Consider the following 21954-nt stretch of genomic DNA (forward strand, 5'->3'; position numbering starts at 1 on the left):
AGTCGGTACATCGGTTCGGAACCCGGAATGCCGACCCGCTCCTCACGGACCCGTTCGACAGTATTACTTGCGACGCCCGGCAGGAGTCACCGTGGACCCCGAGCGCATTCCCTCGTCCTTCCCGGCGCCGTCGTTCCGTGGCAACCAGCGCGAGGCCCTCGAGGACCTCCGTGAAGCCTTCGCCGCGGGCAACGACGTGGTGCTGGTTCGCGCCCCGACCGGGAGCGGGAAGTCGCTGCTGGCCCGGGCCGTCGCGGGCGCCGCCCGCACGCCCGCGGCGGCCGACCCCGCGCAGGCGACCGGCGCCTACTACACCACGCCGCAGGTGTCGCAACTGGACGACGTGGCCGAGGACGACCTGCTCGACGACCTCAACGTGATTCGGGGCAAGAGCAACTACACCTGCATCCTCCCCGACGAGACGACGACGCCCGTCGACCGCGCCCCCTGTGCCCGCGAGTCGGGCTACGACTGTTCGATCCAGCACCGCTGTCCGTACTACGCCGACCGCGCCATCGCCTCCAATCGGTCCATCGCGGCGATGACGCTCGCGTACTTCATGCAGACCGCCGGCTCGGAGGTGTTCGGCAAGCGCGACGTGGTGGTGATCGACGAGGCCCACGGGCTCGCGGAGTGGGCGGAGATGTACGCCACCGTCGACCTCCGGCCCGCGAGCGTTCCCGTCTGGGACGACGTGGGCATCCCCGACCTGGAGGCGGCCGACGATCCCCTCGACCGGACGGCACGCTTCGCCGAGACGCTCGCGGGCGTCTGCGAACGCGCGGCGTCGGAGCTGACCGCGAACGCCGAGTTGACGCCCGGCGAGGCCGCCCGCCGGGACCGCTTACAGGACCTCCGCTCGGAACTCGAGTGGTTCCGGTCCGACTACCGCGATCCGACCAGCACGACCACCTGGGTCGTCGACCAACCCGACGGGGCCGGGACGGCGATTACGATCAAGCCGCTCGACCCCGGCCGGTACCTCCACCACACGGTCTGGGACCGTGGCAACCGGTTCGCCCTCCTCTCGGCGACCATCCTCGACAAGGAGGCGTTCTGTCGCGGCGTCGGTCTCGACCCCTCGACCGTCGCCTTGGTCGACGTCCCCCACACCTTCCCCCTCGAGAACCGTCCGCTCTACGACGTGACACAGGGGAAGATGACCTACGAACACCGCGACGAGACGCTGCCCGACGTGGCCCGCCTGCTCGTTCGCCTCATGGTTCGTCATCCCGACGAGAAGGGTCTCGTCCACTGTCACTCCTACGCGATTCAAGAGCGTCTCGCCGACCGTCTCGCCGACTTCGGCGTCGACGCTCGCGTCCGGCGTCACGACCGCGAGAACCGCGACCGGGCGTTGGAGGAGTGGAAGGAAAGCGACGAGTCGACCCTCTTTCTCTCGGTGAAGATGGAGGAGGCGCTCGACCTGCGGGGCGACCTAGCTCGCTGGCAGGTGTGTTGTAAAGCACCCTTCCTCAACACGGGCGACTCGCGGGTCGCCCGCCGCCTCGAAGAGGGGCAGTGGGCGTGGTACTACCGGACCGCCCTCCAGACGGTGATCCAGGCCGCCGGCCGGGTCGTCCGCGCGCCGGACGACCACGGCGTGACCTACCTCGCGGATTCGAGCCTGCTCGACCTCTTCGACCGCGCCCGGACCGACATGCCGGAGTGGTTCGCCGACGCCGTCGACCGCTGTACCCGTCCCGACCTCCCGGAGTTCGACCCCGCGGCGGCGCTCGCCGGGGTCGACGCGACGCCCGACGCGAGCGGTCGCGGATCGCCCCGTCGGTCGCGTGGGTCGACGACCGGCGGGCGGCGAGTCGATACGGGGAGGGCTGGACGGTCCGACGGGACCGACAGCGGGTCACCCGACGCCGGCGGCGACGACGCGGCCGACGACCACCCGCTCTCGGACGTGTGGGGCGAGTAGGTTGAGAAACACACGCACACGGGACGCTCGGGGGCGCTATGCCGGTGATTCGGTATTCCATCTCACGGAACGCTTACACCCACACGTCGGGTAGGGTCGGTGTCCCCCGATGAGTACGCACTCGTTTCGAACGGCGCTGACTCTGTACCGCAGCGGAACTCTCTCGCTCGCTCAGGCGGCGCGACACGCCGGCTGTTCGGAGGCGGCGATGGCGTCGGCGCTCGACGGACGGGCGCGCTCCCGACGTGCGCGGATCGACACCGACGCCGACCGCCGACTCCTCGTCGACGTTTAATCGGGCAGGACGTGGAGGCCGGCCCGCGTCTTGACCACTGGCGTCGTCTCCGCCTCCGCGTCGAAGAAGTCCGGTCGCGGAATCGTCTTCGCCTCGTACGTCTCCGGATCGAGCACCTGCACCGCGTGGTCGTCCTCGACGGTCACCACCGTGGTCTCGACGGCGTCGTCGCGGGTCGCCAGCCGTCGGGCGGCGAGTTCCTCGTCGTCGAACGACGCCTCGTAGGGGTCGCCCGAGGCGAGGCGGACGCCCTTCAGATTTCCACTCACGCTCCGGACGAGAACCGGCCCCGCGTCGTCGTCGGGGTCGATCACGTCCCCGGGCGTGAACTTCGGCAGTCGCACCGCGTAGGTGACCCGATACACCTCGTTGCCGTCGCCGTCCTCCGTCACGAGGGTGGGGTAGCTCTCGACGCTGCCGCCGAGTTCGCGGACGATGCGTTTCGACACCTCCTCCCCGAGGCCGTTGGTCGAGAGTTTCACGTCCGGGCCGTCGTCCGTCCGCTTTACTTCGGTGACGAAGGCGTCCCGGTCGCCGTCGCCCTCCTTGTCGGCGACGTGCGACTCGGCGATTTCGACCGCGCGGGATCGCTCCTCGGGGGTGGGTGTCCGGTCGGTCGCCCGCACCTGGACGGTGCTGGCGTAGTAACCGCCGGCGATGCGTCCACAGCGGTCACAGGTCCCCCGCGAAATCTTCACGGGCACGACGACGGACTCCTCAAGCGGCGTCTCGCGGACGACGCCGGTGAACTGGCAGTGCATCCGGATGGTGTTCTCGTCGACCTGCTCGGGGTCGACCGCCCACGTGACGTTCCGGGCGTCGACGTGAACGCCCAGGGCTTCGCGCACTTCGTCGACGGCCACGTCGGTGTAGTCGCGGGCGTCCACGTCGAGCCAACGGTTCCCCCGGTGGACGGCGCCACACCCGGAGCAGACCAGTACCTCGATCCGGTCGGGGGCGTCAACGAGGGTGAAGTCCTCGAAGTAACAGGCGTCACAGAGCCGTCGGTCCCGGTCGCGGGGTGTGCCCGGCAGTGGCTCCGCTCGCGTCGGCACCGGATCACCACAGCGCGGACAGAACTCCCGGGACTCGGTGTCACTCATCGCCGTCTCGTAGTCGCTCGTGGCTGTTAAGCCCCGCGACACGGCCGCGCCGACCGACCTCGGGACGGCGTCGTGCCGACAGCGTTTACCTTCGCCCGCGTGTAGTTCGGGGCATGGAGTGGAAACCCGACTGGGGGCTTCGTGGTCGGATGGTCCTGACCATGTTCCTCCTCTTTGCCCTCTACATCGTCTTCATCGGCATCCTCTCGCAGTACATGGGACTGTTCGGCGTCGTCGTCCTGATGGGACTGTTCTCGCTCGGACAGTTCTTCTTCAGCGACCGACTGGCGCTGTACAGCATGGGTGCGAACCGCGTCGACGAGGACGAGTTTCCGAAGTTGCACGCGACCATCGGCCGCCTCTGTCAGCAGGCCGACCTGCCGAAACCGGACGTCGCCGTCGCCGACACCCGGACTCCCAACGCCTTCGCGGCCGGGCGATCCCAGAAGCACTCGACGGTGTGTGTCACGACGGGACTGCTCGACGCCCTCGACGAGGACGAACTCGAAGGTGTTCTCGCGCACGAACTCGCCCACGTCAAGAACCGGGACGTGATGGTGATGACCATCGCCTCCTTCCTCTCGACCATCGCCTTCCTGATCGTGCGCTGGGGGTGGCTGTTCGGCGGCAACCGAAACCGGCAGGGGGGCGGCGGCGTCATCGTCGCTATCCTCGTCTCGCTGGTCGTCTGGATCATCTCGTTCGTCCTCATCCGGGCGCTCTCGCGGTACCGCGAGTACGCCGCCGACCGCGGCGGCGCGGCCATCACGGGTAACCCCACCGCGCTCGCCTCCGCGCTCCTCACGATTTCGGGGCGGATGGATCGCGTCCCGAAGGAAGACCTCCGCGACCAGTCGGAGATGAACGCCTTCTTCGTCATCCCGATCAAGAGCGACTTCGTCGGCCGGGTGTTCTCGACCCATCCACCGACGGAAAAACGCGTCGCCCGCCTCCGCGACATGGCCGCGGAGATGGAACGGCGATAGATGGACCTCTTCGACTCCCTCCGCTCGGCCCTCGGCTTCGGCGCCGAGGCCGACGCCACGCGCGAGGCCGACCCCGACGACCTGTTCGGGATGTCGACGGCCTATCTCACTATGGAGGCAGAGCTCGATTTTGCCCCCGTCGGTGCCGCAGCCCTCTGTTTCTCCTCGGTCGATAGCACGGACTTCGCCGGGGCCGTCGACGACGTGGAGACCATCCTCCGGGCCGGGGCGGAAGACACCGGCACGACCTTCCGCCGCCACGAGGACGACCACGGCTACCACTGGGTCGTCCTCGAGGACGACGACCCCGAGGATCTGGTGACGAGCGTCCACTTCGCCGCCGACACGTTCGTCGAACGGGGATACGGCTCCCGCCTCCTCGCGGCCGTCTTCGGCTTCGAGCGCCCCCGCGACCACATCCGGGCGTACTGGGTCTACTCCTTCCGCCGGGGCGCCTACTACCCCTTCGTCCCCACGGGGACTCACGAACGCGACACCGGCGTCGAGTTCAAACTGGGGTCGGTCCTCGACGGCGAACTCGACGTGGAGGACGACGAACGCTACTGGTACCCGCTGTGGCCCGACCGGCCGAGCGGGCATCCCTGGGACTGACCGTCCGTCCCGCCCGTCTCCGGGCTTGAACCCCCGTCCTTCCGTGCCAACGACCACCACGCAGTCACGCAATTTTCACTTCCACCACGGTGTTAACGAGGCTTTATGTGCGGAGGGGCACAAGCGAAGCCACATGGCAGAAGACGACCTCGAGAACCTTCCGGGCGTCGGGCCGGCGACGGCGGACAAACTCGTCGAAGCGGGCTTCGAGAGCTACCAGAGCATCGCAGTCGCCAGTCCGGCCGAACTCTCAAACACGGCGGACATCGGCGAGTCGACGGCGAGCGACATCATCAACGCGGCCCGCGACGCCGCGGACGTCGGCGGCTTCGAGACGGGTGCCACCGTCCTCGAACGACGCGAACAGATCGGCAAGCTCACCTGGAACGTCCCCGAGGTCGACGACCTGCTCGGCGGCGGCGTCGAGACCCAGTCCATCACCGAGGTGTACGGTGAGTTCGGCGCCGGCAAGTCTCAGGTCACCCACCAGCTCTCGGTCAACGTCCAGTTGCCGGCCGAATACGGTGGTCTGCGTGGGAGCGCCATCTTCGTCGACAGCGAGGACACGTTCCGTCCCGAGCGCATCGACGACATGGTCCGTGGCCTCGACGACGAGGTCATCCAGGCGACCATGGACGACCGCGATATCGAGGGCTCGCCCGGCGACGAGGACGCCATGGAGGCACTCGTCACCGACGTTCTCGACAAAATCCACGTCGCCAAGGCGTTCAACTCCAACCACCAGATCCTGCTCGCGGAGAAGGCGAAGGAACTCGCCAGCGAACACGAGGACTCCGAGTGGCCCGTTCGCCTGCTCAACGTGGACTCGCTCACCGCTCACTTCCGCGCCGAGTACGTCGGCCGGGGCGAACTCGCCGAACGCCAGCAGAAGCTCAACAAACATCTCCACGACCTGATGCGGATCGGTGACCTCTACAACGCCGCCGTCCTCGTCACCAACCAGGTCGCCTCCAACCCCGACTCCTACTTCGGCGACCCGACACAACCCATCGGCGGCAACATCCTCGGTCACACCTCGACGTTCCGGATGTACCTCCGCAAGTCCAAAGGCGACAAACGGATCGTCCGCCTCGTCGACGCGCCGAACCTCGCCGACGGCGAGGCCGTGATGCGCGTCCAGGACGCGGGCCTCGTCCCCGAGTAACGCCGCGCGACCCCCCGCCGGCTTGCCGGCCGAACGCACGACGTCGGCGTCGGACTGCGCTACGTTCGAGCGCGCGCTGACCCCCGAACGGCTACGGGGCCTCTCACTCAGATGGTTAGATTTGGAACGCCCAATATCGTTAGCCGCCGACGTCCCGGCGTCTCGTAATCACGGCATACTCCGCACGTAACGAGAACTACGGATACACGCGAATCGAAGCCGTTGTACCGGGATGGCGAGGTCGACGTTTCTCGGACGTCGGACCGGACGAATCGGCGAGCGACGAACACGTTTCTTGGAATCGTCGTACAATATTACGTGGGAGGGGGCCGTACCGTCCCACGGTGATGCTCACATGACGACCCGTCTCGCCGTCCTCGGTGGCGGTACCGGTGGGACCGTACTCGCCAACAAACTCGCGGCGAAGCTCGACACGGAGATCGACGCCGGTGACGTCGAGGTGACGCTGATCAACGAGACGGCGACGCACGTCTACAAGCCCGTCTGGCTCTACGTGGCCTTCGGTCGGGCCGATCCGTCCGAGGCGCGGCGGCCACTCGACGACCTGCTCGACCGACGGATCCGGCTCCGGACGGGGCGGGTCACCGACGTCGATCCGTCGGCCAAGCGCCTGCGGTTCGACGACGGCGACACGCTCGGGTACGACTACCTGACCGTCGCCACCGGGGCACGGCTGGTCCCCGACCGTATCCCCGGGCTCGCCGAGGGTGCCCACGATTTCTACAGTGCGGACGGCGCCGAGCGACTGCGTGACGCGCTCGCCGACTTCGACGGCGGTCGTGTCGTCCTCTCGGTCGGGGGGATGCCGCACATGTGCCCGGCCGCGCCGGTGGAGTTCACGCTGATGGTCGAGGACTGGCTCCGTGACCGCGGCGTCGACGCGACGGTGAGCTACACCGCCCCCACCGAACGGACCCACAAGCTCCCGTCGGTGGCCGACTGGACCGACGAGCGATTCGAGGCTCGCGGCGTCGAGAGCCACACCGAATTCGCGGTCGACCACGTCGACACCGACGACCGGACGCTCCACGCCGAAGACGGGCGGACGGTCGACTACGACCTTCTGGTCTCCATTCCGCCGCACGCGGGCGTCGACCTCGTGACCGACGCGGGTCTGGGCGACGACGGGTGGGTCGAGACCGATCCGCGGACGCTGGCGGCGGTTCACGCCGAGGACGTGTACGCCATCGGCGACACGACCGACATCGAGCGGCCGATGGCCGGGAGCGTCGCTCACTACCAGGCGGGCACCGTCGCCGACCGTCTCGCCGCGTCGGTGCGCGGCCACACGCCGACGGCGACCTACGACGGCAAGGTGCTCTGCTTCCTCGAGGCCGGGCTGGACGAGGCGACGTTCGTCTCCTTCGACTACGATTCCATGCCCGTCCTCCGCGAGGAATCACGGCTCGTCCACTGGGCGAAAGGTGCGTACAACGAGGCGTACTGGCTGACCGCACGGGGGTTGATCTGACGTGGTCGACGACGCGCAGTCCGCCGACGTCGACGACGAACTCGCCGCCGCCATCGCGGAGGACCCCGAGGCAGTGGCGGCGTTCGTCCGCCGTCTCGACGTGGTGAACGAACTGCTCGACGTGGCCGCCCTCGGCGTGGAGGCGGCGGACGACGAGATGGTGTCCTCGGTCGCCGAGAACGCGGCCACACTCGGTGAGTCGGCCGACGGGATCGCCCAGGACGGGACGCCCAGACTGGCCGCTTCGGTCGGCGACCGGGGTGACGAACTCGCCGAGGCGGTCGAGACGGTCGCCGACCTCCAGCGAGACGGCACCCTGGATCACCTCGTCGAACTCGCGGACGTCGTGGCCCTCGGCGTGGAGGCGGCGGACGACGAGATGGTGTCTTCGGTCGCCGGCACCGCCGGATCGCTCGGCGAACTGGCCGACGAGGCGGCGGACCCGGGGACGGTACGAGGCGCCCGGACGCTGCTCCGGGCGCTCGGCGACGCGGGTTCCACCGACGCCACCTACCGCGAGGTGGGGCCGCTCGGTCTGGTTCGGGCGCTCCGGGATCCGGAAGTCAAGCGAGGACTGGCGTTTCTGATCGCGATGGCGCGCGGGATCGGTCGGGAGGTCGACCGCGGGACCGAGTAACTACTCTTCGGTCGTCGTTTCGCCGATGTCGAGGTCGCCCTCGTGGATCTTCGCGCCGTCCTGAACCACCTTCTCGGCCAGGACTGCACACTTGATCCGCATCGGACTGATGTCGACACCGAGCATCTCGACTACGTCGTCGGTGTCCATCTCGTCGAGTTCCTCGAGCGTCGTTCCCGGGAGGCGTTGCGTGAGCATGCTCGCGCTCGCCTGACTGATGGCACAGCCGTCGCCGGAGAAACTCACGTAGTCGATGGTCTCCCCGTCGTCGTCGAGGCGCACGTCCATCCTGATGGTGTCGCCACACGACGGGTTCTCGCCGACGTGGGAGAACGACGGATCCTCGAGTTCCCCGTGGTTGCGGGGGTTCTTGTAGTGGTCGAGGATCTGCTGCCGGTACATATCCGAGCCCATACCCATAATTGAGTTCGGGTACGGTGCTTTCGCGTAAAAGGATTCCGGGGGGAGGGGGCGCAGGGGCGGGAACGGGGCCGTCGTGACGCCGTCCGATTCTCCGGACGCGAGCGACCGGCGTCAGCTCCGCGGCGGTCGAACCGACCGGTCGGGACCGTGACGAATCGTGTGAGAAGCGTCGGTTCCGCGCAGTCGGTCGGACGGAGGGTCCCCCGGTGGCGTCGGGATCAGGCGACGGCCGCCTGGCCGGCCTCCTCGTAGGCCGCCAGCAGTTCGCGGTACCGGTTGCGGATAGTGACTTCCGAGATGTCCGCCACCTCGCTCACGTCCTGCTGGGTGACCTTCTCGTTGGTCAGGAGTGGTGCGGCGTAGACGGCGGCGGCCGCCAGGCCGACCGGGTTCTTGCCGCTGTGGACACCGCGCTCCTTGGCCGCGTCGAGCATCTCGCGGGCCAGCCGTTCGGCTTCGTCCGAGAGGTCGAGTTCCGACGCGAACCGAGTGACGTAGCTCACCGGGTCGGCCGGCGCGACTTCGAGGTTGAGTTCCCGCACCACGTAGCGGTAGGTGCGTTTGAACTCCTCTTCCTCGACCCGGCTGACCCGGGCCATCTCGTCGATGGTTCGCGGGACGCCGGCTTGGCGGGCAGCGGCGTAGAGGGCGCTGGTGGCGACACCCTCGATGGAGCGGCCGGGCAGCAGGTCGTCCTCCAGCGCGCGTCGGTAGATAACCGACGCCGTCTCGCGGACGTTCTCGGGGAGGCCGAGCGCCGAGGCCATGCGGTCGATTTCACCGAGTGCCTGCCGCAGGTTCCGCTCTTGGTGGTCGCGGGTCTGGAACCGGCGATTCCAGGTGCGCAGGCGCTGCATCTTCTCGCGCTGGTTCGCACTTAGGGTGTTCCCGTAGGCGTCCTTGTTCTGCCAGTCGATGGTGGTCGACAGGCCCTTGTCGTGCATCATCTTCGTCGTGGGTGAGCCAACCCGTGCCTTCTCGTCGCGTTCGCTGGAGTCGAAGGCTCGCCACTCGGGGCCGCGGTCGACCTCGTCGGCCTCGACGATCAGACCACACTCGCTACAGGCCGTCTCGCCGTGTTCCTCGTCGGTCACCAGTGCGCCGCCACACTCGGGACAGACGTGCTCTCGTTCGCTCTCGGTCGTCGACTCCTCCTGTGTTCGTACGTCGGTTCCCTCCGTCGTCCATGCGCGTGTCTCTGTCATGATGGGGTGAATGCCACGGGCGGTGCGGGGGACCGCTCTTCGCGACTTCTCTTCACTCTTTGTTAGGGTGAAGTACTTAAAAAAGTTTCGCTCAAACACCCGATAATATATAAGGGCCTCGGAATTTTCATTGTATAGTTGACGTATTTCGGCGTCGGCGAGATCCAACTCATAATAATCTATTGGAACTCTCGGAACTTCTCCTCTCCCATACTGGGACTCGTCCGAACCGGGCCCGAAGAAATCACGGTACCTCGAAGCGATCAGGTCCCGTCGCCGAGCGATTCCCAGATGACACACCAGTCTTCGACTGCGACGTACCCCTCCACCTTCGCACAGGCCCCCCACGTGTCGCCGTTCTCGTCCGGGACGTATTCCGCACAGTTCCCGCAAGACTGTCCCGGTCGAGCGGGGCCGTCCGCGATGGCTTCGACGGATTCCATCAGCTGTACGTCTGCCTGACTCCGGAGAGCCTCGGGATTGCGCATCTCACCGCCCTGTGAACTCGCTGTCCGATATGCTTCTGGAACTTCGGCCGTTGCCAACTCGTCCTCGGCTATCCCTTCGGGGGACTCCGGTTCGGGCAACTCTTCGTAGATCGTACACCAGTCCGCTCCATCGATGTACCCTTCCACCTCCGCGCAAGCACCGAACCCGTCGCCGTTCTTGTCCGGGATGTAGTCGGCGCAGTTCGCACAGCACCGTCCTGGTTGGTGCGCGTCGTTCTCCAGTGCCTCGTCGTATTCGGAGAAACTGACGTCCGATTTCGAGGCCAATGTCCCAGGAGTGCGCCGTTCACCGCCGAGCGAAATCGCCGACACGTACTCGTCCGGGACGGGCCCGCTTTCGAACTCCGCTTCGGAGACGCCCTCCGGGAGTTCCTCCTCTTCTTCCTCTTCTTCCTCTTCTTCCTCTTCTTCCTCGGTCGGTTCCGTCGTCTCACCTCCGTTGGCCGTCTCGCCGGTACACCCACTCGATGCCGCTACCCCGATCGTTGCTACGAGGTAGTTTCGCCGCCTCCACAGGGCGGTGTTCGACGCTCCGTCTCGACACGAGTTACCGTTTGACATCCCTGTGAACGTCCACCGTATCTATATAAAATAATAATGACGATTCCTGGCGCCCGGGAATATCTATCGCTCCGTTGTCGTGTTCGAGTGAGACGATTACGGGGAGGGAACTGCCGAGAACACGGGGACTGTCGACACACGACTTCCGTGGGTCGCTTCGTGTGGTCGCTCGTTCGGGGACTCACACCACCGACGGTCCTCGAACGCCCTCGTCGTTTCACTCCGCCGGGACTGCCGGCGGTAACACGGACGGCGGCGGCCAGTTTGAATCGTCACCCGACCGCCTTCGCCGTCGGGGATAGTTCCGCCGGTCGGCGGTCGGGATGGGGAGAAGAACGGCGGCCGTGAGCGGTGCCGAGTCGACGATTACTCGCTCTGGATCCGCGGCGCGAGCATGAACGTGACCTTCCCCAGACCCTCGGCGAACTCGTAGTGGAGTTTTACCGGGAACTCCTCGCCGAGTTCGACCGTCACTTCGGCGTCGCCGGGGATGGCCTTGTTCATGTCCTTGAGATAGTCGAGCGAGAACAGCGAGTCGGCCGGGCCCGCCTCGAGGTGGATGATGTCGTCGGCGCCGAGTTCGAAATCGACGTCGTCGGTGTCGCCTTCGGCCTCGATGTGGAACGTCTCCGCCGTCTCGTCGACGCGGAGGTTGATGTGATCGGACACCATGTCCGCGGCCGTGATGCCGCGGTCGAGCTGGTTGCCCTCGACGACGATCTCGGCCGGCAGATCGAGGTCGGGAATATCCGGTTCCTGCCGGATCGAGTCCGGGTCGATCAGCGCGAGCGTGTAGGAGAGTCCGTCGATGCGGATGTGCAGTTTTCGGGTCTCCTCGTCGAGTTCGAGGTGGACGAGGTCGCCGGCGTTGCCCATTCCCGCGATGTCTTCCAGTCGCGCGAGGTTGACACCGATGACGCCACCGTCGGCCTCGTACGACTCGAACGCCGTCGAATCGAGGGAGAGATCGACCATGCCGACGTTCGCCGGATCGACCGCTCGAATCGACAGGCCGTCCTCGTTGAGCCGAACCTTGCACTCGTCGACCAGCACGCTCACGGAGTCGAGGGCATCCCGGAGCGTCGACGCGCTCACGATGGCCTTGAACATGTACGCAGTGGTACGCCCCGGGCGTTAAAAATACCCGCTGTTCGTCGCGAGCGAGCGCGCACGGGGGCGCCCGGCGGCGCCGACGCGGCCCCGCGGTTCGTTGCCGTTTATCACAATTCCCCTGCCATCGAAGGAAACTTGGTTAACCAAGCATACCTGCTATGACCCTTCGTCGTTATCCCACTAACGCACTATATGGGTGTCATCGTAGAACTACAAATACCGACTCACCAGTTCGAGTTCGGACGGCGTTTCCCGACACGCGCCGGGGCGGTGACGGACATCGAACGGGTGAACGCGGAGGGGGACGGTTCGGATCCGATCGTTTCGTTCTCGGCGCCCGTCGACGACCGATTCGACGGCGGCGATCCATTCGCGGATGCGGACGGCTTCCGACTCGAATTCGTGGACGGGCTCGACGACCGTGAACTCTGTCTCGTCTCGTGGGAGCCGGGGGCCGACCCCTTCTTTCAGTTGCTCGACGAGTGTGGCGGATCGGTGCGGCGTGGGACGGGTACCGCGGACACCTGGACCTTCGAGGCGGAGTTCCCGAGTCACGACGACTTCTCGACGTTTCGGTCGGCCTGCGACGACCTCGACGCGTCCGTCGAGATACAGCGCGTCTACAATCCGACGAGTGCCGGCACCGGCGCCTGGTACGGGCTGACGCCCAGACAGCGAACGACGCTGGAACTCGCGGTCGAACGCGGCTACTACGACATTCCCCGTCGGTGTACGACCATCGAACTCGCCGACGACCTGGGTATCTCGGATCAGGCCGTCACGGAACGTCTGCGCCGCGGCATCGTCGCCTTCGTCACCAACGCCCTGCTGTTCGACGACGAGTGACAACTACTGTGACAGTATTACTAGTCAACAGCTTCTTGAGTGCTCCCGCTGAACGGGGAGACACGTTCCTCGGGGGGAGCCGATGACCACATCCAACGTGAATCCAGACGACGACCTAACTGCCGACGAAACCGGGGGGAATCGAACACACGGCCTCGAAGACGACCGCCTCGACGCGCTCTTCGGAGTCCTCGCGGACGCACGACGGCGACGAGTGATTCGGATTCTGGAGGACGCCGACGCCGAGGTGATGGCCGTCTCGACCCTGGCCGAGGCGCTCGCGGCCCGCGAGCAGACGGGGACGTCGCCGGATCGGCTCGTCGTCTCGCTCAGGCACGTTCACCTGCCGAGACTCGACGCCGTCGGCATCGTCGACTTCGAGCCCGATCGGTCGCAGGTCCGGTACAAGGGCGCGCCGGTCGCCGGGCGGTTGCTGGAACAGCTCTGAGACGGATCGTCGCCACTTCCACCGGCGTCGCCGGCCACGGGGCAGCGACGGCCGGCACTGACTCACGACAGTCCGTATGAGCCGTCGGCGACGGAGCGTCCCGACCGCCCATTCGACGTGCATTTCCGGGTCGACCGCATCACACGGAGTATGAACACGGATTCGCCGGGTCGTTCCACGCGACGATCGGTGAGCAACCTATGACCGGACGCGACGAGTACTACAACCGTTCGAAACAGGAGGGGTACCGCGCCCGCTCGGCCTACAAGCTCAAGCAACTCGACGAAGCGGCGGGGCTGTTCGCCCCCGGCGACGTCGTCGTCGACCTGGGGGCCGCACCCGGCGGGTGGCTTCAGGTCGCCGCCGAAGCCGTCGGCGACGCGGGCTCCGTCGTCGGCGTCGACCTCCAGCGGATCCGGTCGCTCGACCACGACAACGTCGAGACGATCCGTGGCGACATGACCGAGGACGGGACGGCCGACCGCCTCCGCGACGTCGTCGGGGCGGCCGGCGCCGACGCCGTCGTCTCCGACATGGCGCCCAACATGACCGGCGAGTACTCCGTGGATCACGCCAGATCCATCCACCTCGCCCGGCAGGCGCTCGGGGTCGCTCGCGACCTGCTGTCGCCGGGTGGTGATCTCGTCGTCAAGGCCTTCGACGGCCCCGACCTCGCGGACCTCCGGGCCGACATGGAGGAGTCCTTCGAGTACGTGCGGTCGATCCGTCCGGACGCCTCCCGAGACTCGTCCTCGGAGGTGTACCTCGTCGCCAAAGGGTACCTCACCGCGCCCGTCGCCGCGGGCGACGAACTCACCGTCGAAGTCGTCGATCAGGGCAACGAGGGTGACGGTATCGCTCGCGTCGAGGGCTTCACGGTGTTCGTCCCCGGCGCCGAGGTGGGTGACCGCGTCGACGTGCGGATCGACGACGTGAAACCCCGATTTGCCTTCGCGGAACGGCGCGACTAGTCCCGCTCCGTCGTGGACGCCGCGGCCTTCGCAGCGGCGTCGGCCCGCGACCGGACGAGGCCGACGACGGCGTAGACGAACGGCGTGTCGACGAGGGCGATGAGGAGTTTGAGGAGATACTGCCCGAGCATCAGGCCGACGACCACCGACCACGGCGTCACGCGCCCGATGCCGGCGTACGTCGGGAGGAGGTAGAAGGCGACGCCGACGAAGATGACGGTGTCGATGGCCTGACTCGTCCCCGTCGAGACGACGTTCCGAAGCCAGAGGAAATCGCCCTCGGTCGCCTCGCGGAGGCGGTGGAAGACGATCACGTCCCAGTTCTGACTGACGAGATAGGCGAGGAGGCTCCCGGCGACGATGTTCGTGCTCGCGCCGAGCACCGCGCGGAACTGCGCCGGGTCGACCGGCGAGTTCCCCGCCGCCGGCGCGAGGATGGTCGACCACACCAGCGCCAGCAACACGAAGTTCATGACAAAGGCCACGTTCACCATCACCTGTGCCGCACGCCGGCCGTACAGTTCGGCGTAACAGTCCGAGGCGAAGAAGGTGAGCGCGTACGCGAGCGCCGCCCCGGGAAGGAAAATCGTCTCCCCGATCCGTGGGAGTGCGGTCGGGAGCGGAATCGCCAGCACCTTCGCGGCGGTCAACTGTGCGGTCACCAGCGCCGTGATAAACAGCGCGAGAATCCCGACACGACCGACGGGCCACCCGTCCCGTCCGGCGCTCATTCGTCACTCTCCAGTCGCCCGTGGCGGGCGTCGATTTCGTCGAGCAAGTCGAGGTGCTTACGGATCGACGCCCGGATGGCGTCGCTCCGGTTCACGAACTTTCCGTCCTCGCCGACGTGTTCGTCCAGATCCGCCAGGAGTTCGTCGGGCACTTCGACGCTTATTTTCGCCACGCCGACCCCTCCGTTCGTCCCGCGGGCGTCCGGGTAGCCACGCACCGGCCGTGGTGTGCTGTCCGTACTCTCATGGTGCTCTCTGGATCATCTTCCGGGAAGCCTCCGTTTAAATTCGACGGATTTGGGGGGCACAACTATACGGCCGGCACACGGACGGCCCAACGACATGCCAGCCGCGCCCATCGAGAGCGTCGACGCCCGCGAGATTCTCGACAACCGACTGGAACCGACGCTGCGAGTGACCGTCGAGACGCCGGCCGGAAGCGGCCGTGCCGACGTGCCCTGTGGCCGCTCCCGGGGGGAGCACGAGGCCCTCGACCTCCGGGACGGCGACGACCGGTATCGTGGCCGCGGGGTCAGGCAGGCGGCCGCGAACGTCACCGATCGGATCGCCCCCGAACTCGTCGGCCGCGACGTCACCGCCCAGCGAACCGTCGACGCCTGTCTCACCGACCTCGACGACGCGGACGCGCCGCTCGGCGGCAACGCCGTCACCGGCGTCTCGCTCGCGGTCTGTCGGGCGGGCGCCGCCGCGACCGACCTGCCCCTCTATCGGTACGTCGGCGGCACCGATGCCCACGTCCTTCCGCTCCCCTTCTTCGACCTGATCGAGGGTGGCGAACTCGCCGGCGGCGACCTTCCCTTTCAGGAACACCAAGTGGTCCCCGTCGGCGCCGACTCCGTCGCCGAGGCCGTCCGGATGACCGCAGAGGTGTACTACGAACTCGGCGACATCGTCCGCGCGGAGTACGGCGAGGCGTCGCTCAACGTCGGTGCCGAGGGTGGGTACACCCCCGTCGGCGTCGACGACCCGCGGACGGCGTTCGACCTCGAACTCCGGGCCATCGAGGAGTGTGGCTACGACGACGAGTTCGCACTCGCGGCGGACGTGGCGGCCTCGCACTTCTACGACTCCGAGACGGGAACCTACGCGCTGCTCGGCGAGCGGCTGACCCGGGCGGACCTCCTCGACTTCTACGAGGACCTCGCCGCGACCTACCCCCTCGTCTCGCTGGAGGACCCCCTCGATCAGGACGACTTCGACGGTGTCGCCGAACTGACCGACCGTCTGGACGTGCAGGTGGTCGGCGACGACCTGTTCGTCACCACCCCTGACCGCCTCCGACGAGGGATCGACCGGGGTGCCGCGAACGCCCTCCTGTGGAAGGTGAACCAGGTCGGCACCCTCACCGACGCCGTCGAGGCGGCCCGACTGGCGACCCGCAACGGCTACGCGGTGCAGGTGTCGGAACGTTCCGGACAGACACCGGATACGTGGCTCGCCGACCTCGCCGTCGGCCTCGACGCCGGCCAGATCAAGACCGGCGTGACCCGCGGCGAACGCACCGAGCAGTACAACCGCCTCCTCGAAATCGAGGCCGAACTCGGCGACGCCGCGACGTTCGGTCCGCCCGCGGCCGACGCGCTCGACCCATGACGACGGTCCGCAACCGTGCGGCACTCACCGACCACGGCAACCGCGAGGCGCGGGTCCACCTCCTCGACGTGGCGACGACGGCCATCGACGCCGTCCGCCCGCGCCGGACCGTTCCCGCGGCCGTCGAGCGCGACGGCGACCGCCTCCGGATCGGCGACCGGGCCTTCGACCTCGCCGCCGTCGACGACGTGTATCTCGTCGGCGCGGGCAAGGGGGCGGCCGCCGTCGCCGCCGAACTCGTCGCCGTCCTCGGCGACCGCCTCACGGACGGCACCGTCGCGGAGAAGGCGGGCGGCGAGACGCCAGTGGACGGCCTCACCGTCGTCGGTGCCGGCCACCCCATCCCCGACGAGACGAGTCTGCGGGCCGGGACGCGGGTCCTAGACGTCGCCGACGCGGCCGGTCCCGACGACTTGGTGATCGCCGCCATCACGGGCGGCGCGTCGGCGACGCTCGCCGCCCCAGCCGGCGACTGCTCGCTCGCGGACCTCGCGGCGACGACCGAGACGCTCCTGCGGGCCGGTCTCCGGATCGACGAGATCAACGCGGTCCGGAAGCACTGCTCGACGCTCAAGGGTGGCCGACTGGCCCGGCGGGCCGCCCCCGCCGCCCTCGCGACGGTCGTCGTCGTCGACGAGGTTGCCGGCGACCCGTGGGGGCCGACCGTCGGCGACGACACGACGTTCGCCGACGCACTGGCCGTCCTCGACCGCCACGACCTGACCGACGCCGTCCCGCCCGCAGTCGTCGACCACCTCCGCCGCGGCGAGGCGGGCGCGCACCCGGAGACGCCGCCGAGGGCCGCCCGCGACGCCCCCGTCGCCGTCCTCGCCGGGCCGACCGACGCCGTCGAAGCCGCACGGGACCGGGCGGCCGAACTCGGCTACGACCCGTTGATCCTCTCGTCGACGGTGGAAGGGGAGAGCCGGGACGTCGCGACCTGTCTGGCCGCCGTCGCCCGCGAGGCGTCGACGCACGGGCGGCCGGTCGACCCGCCCTGCGTCCTGCTCTCTGGCGGCGAGACTACCGTCCGGGTCGGGTCCGACGCCGGCGAGGGCGGGCCGAACCAGGAGTTCGCCCTCCAGTCGGCCGTCGCCCTCGCGGACGACCCGTCGATCACGACGCTCGCACTCGGCACCGACGGCACCGACGGCCCGACCGACGTGGCCGGCGGCCTCGTCGACCAGACGACCGTCTCCCGCCTCGCCGCAGCTGGCCTCGACGCCGAGGCCCATCTGCGCCGGCACGATTCGACGGCGGCGCTCCGCGCCGTCGGGGACGCGGTGGAGACGGGGTCGACGGGGACGAACGTGATGGACCTCCGCCTGACGCTCGTGGAGTGAGCCGCTCGCCGGTCAGGCCTTCGCCGCCCTGTCTCTGGAGCGGTCGCGCCGTCCTCCCAACGTCACCACGAACAACACGAGGAGACCGACGCCGTAGGCGAACATCAGGGGAATGGTGACGAGGAACATCGTCATCACGTCGGCGGGCGTGGCGACGGCGGCGAAGCCGAGGATGCCGACGGTCACCTCGCGCCAGCGTTCGCGCATCGACCGGTAGGAGACGCCGGCGGTGTTGAGCAAGAGCATGAGGACGGGGACGTCCGCGAGGATGCCGATGCCCGCGGTGGTGAAGAAGATGAGCCAGAAGAAGTTGGTGATGCGGTAGGCGATGACCATGTCCGCCCGCACACCCTCGGCGACGAGGTAGGAGATGACCGTCGGAGCGACGATGGCGTAGCCGAGGGCGAACCCGGCGAAGAGGCCGACGACGAGGGCCGCGGCCCACCCGAAGATGACGTTGCGGTTGCCACGGACGAACCCTCGATCCCGGAGCGCCGGCCACGCGTAGTACATCACCACCGGGAAGGTGACGAGGACGGCGATGAGCGTCGAGAACTTCACCTCGAAGATCAACGCCTCCATCGGGTGGAGGGCGACGACGGTGATGTTGTCCGTCGCCGTCACTTGATCCGGCAACTGCGAGAGGAACTGCTCGAACACGCGACCGATGCCGCCGGTGTAGAGCCACCCGAACGTCGACGCGAGGACGATACCGAACACCGCCGCGATGCGGAACGCCCGCGAGGAGAGGCTATCGAGGATGAAGGCGACGTCGGCGTAGTAGCCGCCGATGTCGTCCTCGTCGCGTTCGCCGCCGGTGAACTCGTCGAGGAAGGTTCCCCCGGCCCGACTCGCCCGGTCACCCAGTTCCTCGGTCGTCGACTGCGGTGCGGACCCTCCCTCCGCCTCCCGGCGTTCCTCGGCCTCGTCGAACCGCTCGAAGATGGCGCGGGCCCGCTCCTTGTCGCCGGCGTCCATCGCGTCGCCGGCCATCTCCGTCGCCTCCGCCTCGCTCAGGTCGGCGAAGGCCTCCGGCGGCGCGGCCCGGATGCCGTCGGCGTCGAGTTCAGACAGGTCGATTTCGGTCGGATCGCCCACCGCGAGGGGGTCGACCGCCGCGTCGAGTTCGGCGTAGACGAAGTACATGAAGCCGACCGTGCCGGCGACGAGGCCGCCGACCGCCGTCCACAGGCCGAGGCCGACGGTGCGGGAGACGGGCAGGGTCGATCCGGGCTGGAGGAGTCGTCGGCTGCTTCCCATCCACGCCAACAGGTCGTTGGCCATGGCGAGACCGCCGTAACTGTAGAAGGCGTACACGAGCAGGCCACCGACGACGCCGACGCCGAGGATGAGGTTCCAGTGTCGCCCCGCGGCCGACCCAACGTCGACGCGCTCGCTTCCCCGCTTGGCCGTCACCACGACTTTCGCGAGGTAGAGGCTGAAGCCGTAGAGGACGAGCATCGGCACCGCCCACATGATCTGTGTGAACGGGTCCGGCGGCGTGAACAGGGCGCCGAAGGCGAACATGGCGACGACGGCGTACCGCCAGCGGTCGCGGAACGTCTCGTAGGGGACGATGTCGGCGTAGGAAAGCGCGGACATCGCCAGCGGCAGTTGGGCCGCGAGGCCGAACGAGAGGGTGAGCAGGAAGATGAACTGCGCCCAGAGGACGATGGAGTACGTGGGGGTGAAGCCCGCCGACAGGGCGTTGTTCGCGAGGAAAGAGAACATCACGGGGAAGAAGACGAGGTAGCCGTAGGCGAGGCCCATGACGAAGAGGGCGACGGCCAGCAGACCGCCGAAGACGAGTTTCCACCGCGCCACCGGCGCCGACGGCCACAGGCCGCGCTCCCGCAGGGCGTCCCGGGAGAAGTAGATGAAAACCGGCAGTCCGAGGATGATGCCGACGACGAGACCGATTTTCGCTTGGAGGAGGATCACGTCGAACGGCGTCTGGGCGATGATTTTGAGTTCCTCCGCCGTCACCTCGGACATCTTCGATTCGGTGACGTCGCGGAGGAACTCCCAGATGTAGAGCCGAAGGGCGTAGAACGAGCCGATGAACCCGACGAGGAAGACGATGAACACCTTCTGGAGATCCTTCTGCGCGGAGCGAAGCATCGCCCCGGCCGTCTCTCGGCCGGCGTCCAGCGTCTGACGGGTGTCCTCATCGAGCGCGCTCGACATAGTTCACTGAACCCGTCTCGTCGTCATCAATCTTTTCTCTCCCGGGTCCTCGCTGCGCGTTCCGCCGGAACGACCGAAACACCGGCTCGCGCCCCGCTCGGCGGCACGCCGCGACCAGCCGACCGTCGGGACGGGCGTGCCGGACGGCACCCGCAACACTGGCCGTGACGTGGGGCCGGGACGCGGTGGCGTCCGGAACCTGACGTCGTCGGCGAACGCACCCCTCGTTCCGCCGTGCCCGCGGCCGATGGAAAAAGGCCTATAACAGCCCGGGAGATACTTCGGGTGAATGGCTGAGGAATCGGAGTCGGAAGCGCCGTCCGACGCGACGGCGGACGGCGACCGGCCGGACCCGGAGGACGCGGCTGCCGCGTCCGACAGCCACGAGGCCGAGGAGGCCGCCGACACCCCCGGCACCGATTCTACCCCCGATCCCGACGACCCGGCGCTCGACCCCGAGACGGACACCGTCTACTCGCCGCAAGACGCCCCCGAGGCCGGTGGCTCCATCGAGGACTACCTCGACGACGACTCCGTCGTCGCGGCCGACGCCACGGCCCCCGAGGGTGCGACCGGGTCGTCCGATCCCTTCGATATCGACGAACGCCGGAGCGTTTCCGACGCCGTCGGCGCGCCCGCCTCCGACGACGAACTCGCCGACGATCCGGATCTCGAACTCGCCCCGGAGGTGGCCGCCCGCGCCGACGACGCCGACGCGGACGCCGACGACGCCGACGCCGACGATGCCCCCCGGACCGGCCGCGAGATGCGCGAGGACACCGCCCCGAAGAACTGGAGCGACGACGCGGCCGACGAGGGGTCGGCGGCGGAGACGGAGACGGAGACGGAGACGGACGCCGGCGTGGACGCCGAGACCACCGCGGACGCGACGGTGGAGGCGACCGACGACTCGGTCGTCGCGGCCGGGGCCGAGAGCGAGACACATCCCCCACAGCCGGCCCCCAGTCCGGCCGCCGAGGTGGACGACGACATCGGCGACGGCCTCGTCGGCGAGGGACCGGCCTCCGACGAGGAGATGCCCCTCGCGGCCCACATCGAGGAGATGGTCCGACGGCTGGCGGTCGTCCTCGTCGTCGGGGGCGTCGTCGCCCTCGCCGTCTTCCCGGTCGCCGATCAGATCATCAACTACCTCTGGAACACCCACATCCCCGGCGCGGCCTCGATGCAGGACCGGCGACCGCGACTGTACGGACCGCTCGAACTCCTGCTCACCGAACTCAAGGTCGCCGCCCTCGCCGGCTTCGTCGTCGGTTTGCCCATCGCCGTCTACGAGACGTACCTGTTCATGCGCCCCGGTCTCTTCCCCCGCGAACGCCGCTACTACCTCGCCGCCGTCCCGACCAGCCTCGTCCTGGCGCTGATCGGCGTCGGCTTCGCCCACTTCGTCGTCCTCCCCGCCATCTTCGCGTACTTCACGGTTTACACTGAGGAGTCCGTCGAACTCATCGCGTTCGGCCTCAAGGAGACGTTCGGTCTCATCCTCGTCCTCATGGGCTACATGGCCGTCGTCTTCCAGATCCCGCTGTTCATCATGCTCGCGATCATGATGAACCTCACCACCCGGGAGTGGCTGGAGGGGCGCCGCCTGCTGTTCTGGGGTGGCTTCCTCGGGCTCTCCTTCCTCGTCAGCCCCGACCCGACCGGGATGGCACCCATCATCGTCGCCGCGACCATGATCTCGCTGTTCGAAGGGACCCTCGCCCTGCTTCGCTGGACTGACAACTGACTGTGTGAGCGGGTCCCGAACGTGCCCGTGGGGTGT

General features: G+C 67.9%; 21 protein-coding genes. 13 read left to right on the plus strand and 8 right to left on the minus strand.

Annotated elements, in window-relative coordinates; translation table 11 throughout:
• The first annotated feature begins 91 nt into the window (after positions 1–91).
• Complete coding sequence (locus V8686_RS04020; protein WP_379702677.1) at positions 92–1930, plus strand: helicase C-terminal domain-containing protein; 1839 nt, start codon at positions 92–94, stop codon at positions 1928–1930.
• Positions 1931–2039: 109 nt separating this feature from the next.
• Entirely contained in the window at positions 2040–2225 is a 186-nt protein-coding gene (locus V8686_RS04025; RefSeq protein WP_379702678.1) for a DUF7317 family protein, read from the plus strand.
• On the opposite strand, the gene V8686_RS04030 is transcribed toward V8686_RS04025, so the two are convergent.
• Positions 2222–3328 (minus strand): 60S ribosomal export protein NMD3, encoded by a 1107-nt coding sequence (locus V8686_RS04030; RefSeq protein WP_379702679.1) that lies wholly within the window; start codon positions 3326–3328, stop codon positions 2222–2224. The two genes, V8686_RS04025 and V8686_RS04030, sit on opposite strands and share 4 nt — an antisense overlap.
• Positions 3329–3441: 113 nt before the next feature.
• Here V8686_RS04030 and htpX point away from each other — a divergent pair, with 113 nt between their 5' ends.
• The 5 genes from htpX (at position 3442) to V8686_RS04055 (ending at position 8220) form a co-directional block, all read left to right on the plus strand.
• A complete protein-coding gene (htpX, locus tag V8686_RS04035) occupies positions 3442–4314 on the plus strand; it encodes a zinc metalloprotease HtpX (RefSeq protein WP_379702680.1) in 873 nt (290 codons plus the stop codon).
• Complete coding sequence (gene pspAB / locus V8686_RS04040) at positions 4315–4926, plus strand: PspA-associated protein PspAB (RefSeq protein ID WP_379702681.1); 612 nt, start codon at positions 4315–4317, stop codon at positions 4924–4926. It begins immediately after the preceding gene.
• Between the two features lie 133 nt (positions 4927–5059).
• Positions 5060–6091 carry a DNA repair and recombination protein RadA gene (gene radA, locus V8686_RS04045; protein ID WP_379702682.1) on the plus strand — a complete coding sequence of 344 codons (1032 nt, stop codon included), beginning with the start codon at positions 5060–5062 and terminating at the stop codon, positions 6089–6091.
• A 355-nt stretch (positions 6092–6446) separates the two neighbouring features.
• Complete coding sequence (locus tag V8686_RS04050; protein WP_379702683.1) at positions 6447–7583, plus strand: NAD(P)/FAD-dependent oxidoreductase; 1137 nt, start codon at positions 6447–6449, stop codon at positions 7581–7583.
• Position 7584: 1 nt separating this feature from the next.
• Positions 7585–8220: a helical membrane plugin domain-containing protein gene (locus V8686_RS04055; RefSeq protein ID WP_379702684.1), complete on the plus strand. Its 636-nt coding sequence runs from the start codon at positions 7585–7587 to the stop codon at positions 8218–8220.
• Here the strand turns inward: V8686_RS04055 and sufU are convergent, their stop codons facing one another.
• The 4 genes from sufU to V8686_RS04075 all read right to left on the minus strand — a co-directional run bounded on the left by sufU (position 8221) and on the right by V8686_RS04075 (position 12028).
• Complete coding sequence (gene sufU, locus V8686_RS04060; RefSeq protein ID WP_379702685.1) at positions 8221–8640, minus strand: Fe-S cluster assembly sulfur transfer protein SufU; 420 nt, start codon at positions 8638–8640, stop codon at positions 8221–8223. It lies immediately after the preceding gene.
• Positions 8641–8861: 221 nt separating this feature from the next.
• The gene (locus tag V8686_RS04065) at positions 8862–9848 is read right to left on the minus strand and encodes a transcription initiation factor IIB (RefSeq protein ID WP_379702686.1); all 987 of its coding nucleotides are present in this window, start codon (positions 9846–9848) and stop codon (positions 8862–8864) included.
• Between the two features lie 263 nt (positions 9849–10111).
• The gene (locus V8686_RS04070) at positions 10112–10918 is read right to left on the minus strand and encodes a high-potential iron-sulfur protein (RefSeq protein WP_379702687.1); all 807 of its coding nucleotides are present in this window, start codon (positions 10916–10918) and stop codon (positions 10112–10114) included.
• A 366-nt stretch (positions 10919–11284) separates the two neighbouring features.
• Positions 11285–12028, minus strand: coding sequence for a DNA polymerase sliding clamp (locus tag V8686_RS04075; RefSeq protein ID WP_379702688.1), 744 nt, complete (start codon positions 12026–12028; stop codon positions 11285–11287).
• Positions 12029–12223: 195 nt separating this feature from the next.
• Here V8686_RS04075 and V8686_RS04080 point away from each other — a divergent pair, with 195 nt between their 5' ends.
• The 3 genes from V8686_RS04080 to V8686_RS04090 all read left to right on the plus strand — a co-directional run bounded on the left by V8686_RS04080 (position 12224) and on the right by V8686_RS04090 (position 14296).
• Complete coding sequence (locus V8686_RS04080; RefSeq protein ID WP_379702689.1) at positions 12224–12877, plus strand: helix-turn-helix domain-containing protein; 654 nt, start codon at positions 12224–12226, stop codon at positions 12875–12877.
• 82 nt (positions 12878–12959) lie between these two features.
• A complete protein-coding gene (locus tag V8686_RS04085) occupies positions 12960–13325 on the plus strand; it encodes a DUF7344 domain-containing protein (protein ID WP_379702690.1) in 366 nt (121 codons plus the stop codon).
• 200 nt (positions 13326–13525) lie between these two features.
• Positions 13526–14296 carry an SAM-dependent methyltransferase gene (locus tag V8686_RS04090; protein WP_379702691.1) on the plus strand — a complete coding sequence of 257 codons (771 nt, stop codon included), beginning with the start codon at positions 13526–13528 and terminating at the stop codon, positions 14294–14296.
• Here V8686_RS04090 and V8686_RS04095 read toward each other — a convergent pair.
• Positions 14293–15027 (minus strand): queuosine precursor transporter, encoded by a 735-nt coding sequence (locus V8686_RS04095; RefSeq protein ID WP_379702692.1) that lies wholly within the window; start codon positions 15025–15027, stop codon positions 14293–14295. The genes V8686_RS04090 and V8686_RS04095 overlap by 4 nt on opposite strands.
• The gene (locus V8686_RS04100) at positions 15024–15200 is read right to left on the minus strand and encodes a ribbon-helix-helix domain-containing protein (RefSeq protein WP_379706457.1); all 177 of its coding nucleotides are present in this window, start codon (positions 15198–15200) and stop codon (positions 15024–15026) included. The genes V8686_RS04095 and V8686_RS04100 overlap by 4 nt, the downstream gene beginning before the upstream one ends.
• 169 nt (positions 15201–15369) lie before the next feature.
• Between V8686_RS04100 and eno the strand changes: the two genes are divergently transcribed.
• Both eno and V8686_RS04110 read left to right on the plus strand, forming a co-directional pair.
• Entirely contained in the window at positions 15370–16641 is a 1272-nt protein-coding gene (eno, locus tag V8686_RS04105) for a phosphopyruvate hydratase (RefSeq protein ID WP_379702693.1), read from the plus strand.
• Complete coding sequence (locus V8686_RS04110; RefSeq protein ID WP_379702694.1) at positions 16638–17984, plus strand: glycerate kinase type-2 family protein; 1347 nt, start codon at positions 16638–16640, stop codon at positions 17982–17984. Before eno ends, V8686_RS04110 begins: the two co-directional genes overlap by 4 nt.
• 12 nt (positions 17985–17996) lie before the next feature.
• Here the strand turns inward: V8686_RS04110 and tatC are convergent, their stop codons facing one another.
• Positions 17997–20171 (minus strand): twin-arginine translocase subunit TatC, encoded by a 2175-nt coding sequence (gene tatC, locus V8686_RS04115; RefSeq protein ID WP_379702695.1) that lies wholly within the window; start codon positions 20169–20171, stop codon positions 17997–17999.
• 289 nt (positions 20172–20460) lie between these two features.
• Here tatC and V8686_RS04120 point away from each other — a divergent pair, with 289 nt between their 5' ends.
• Entirely contained in the window at positions 20461–21918 is a 1458-nt protein-coding gene (locus V8686_RS04120) for a twin-arginine translocase subunit TatC (protein ID WP_379702696.1), read from the plus strand.
• The last annotated feature ends 36 nt before the right edge of the window (positions 21919–21954 follow it).

This window comes from Haloplanus litoreus, assembly GCF_045690335.1.
GTDB lineage: Archaea > Halobacteriota > Halobacteria > Halobacteriales > Haloferacaceae > Haloplanus > Haloplanus litoreus.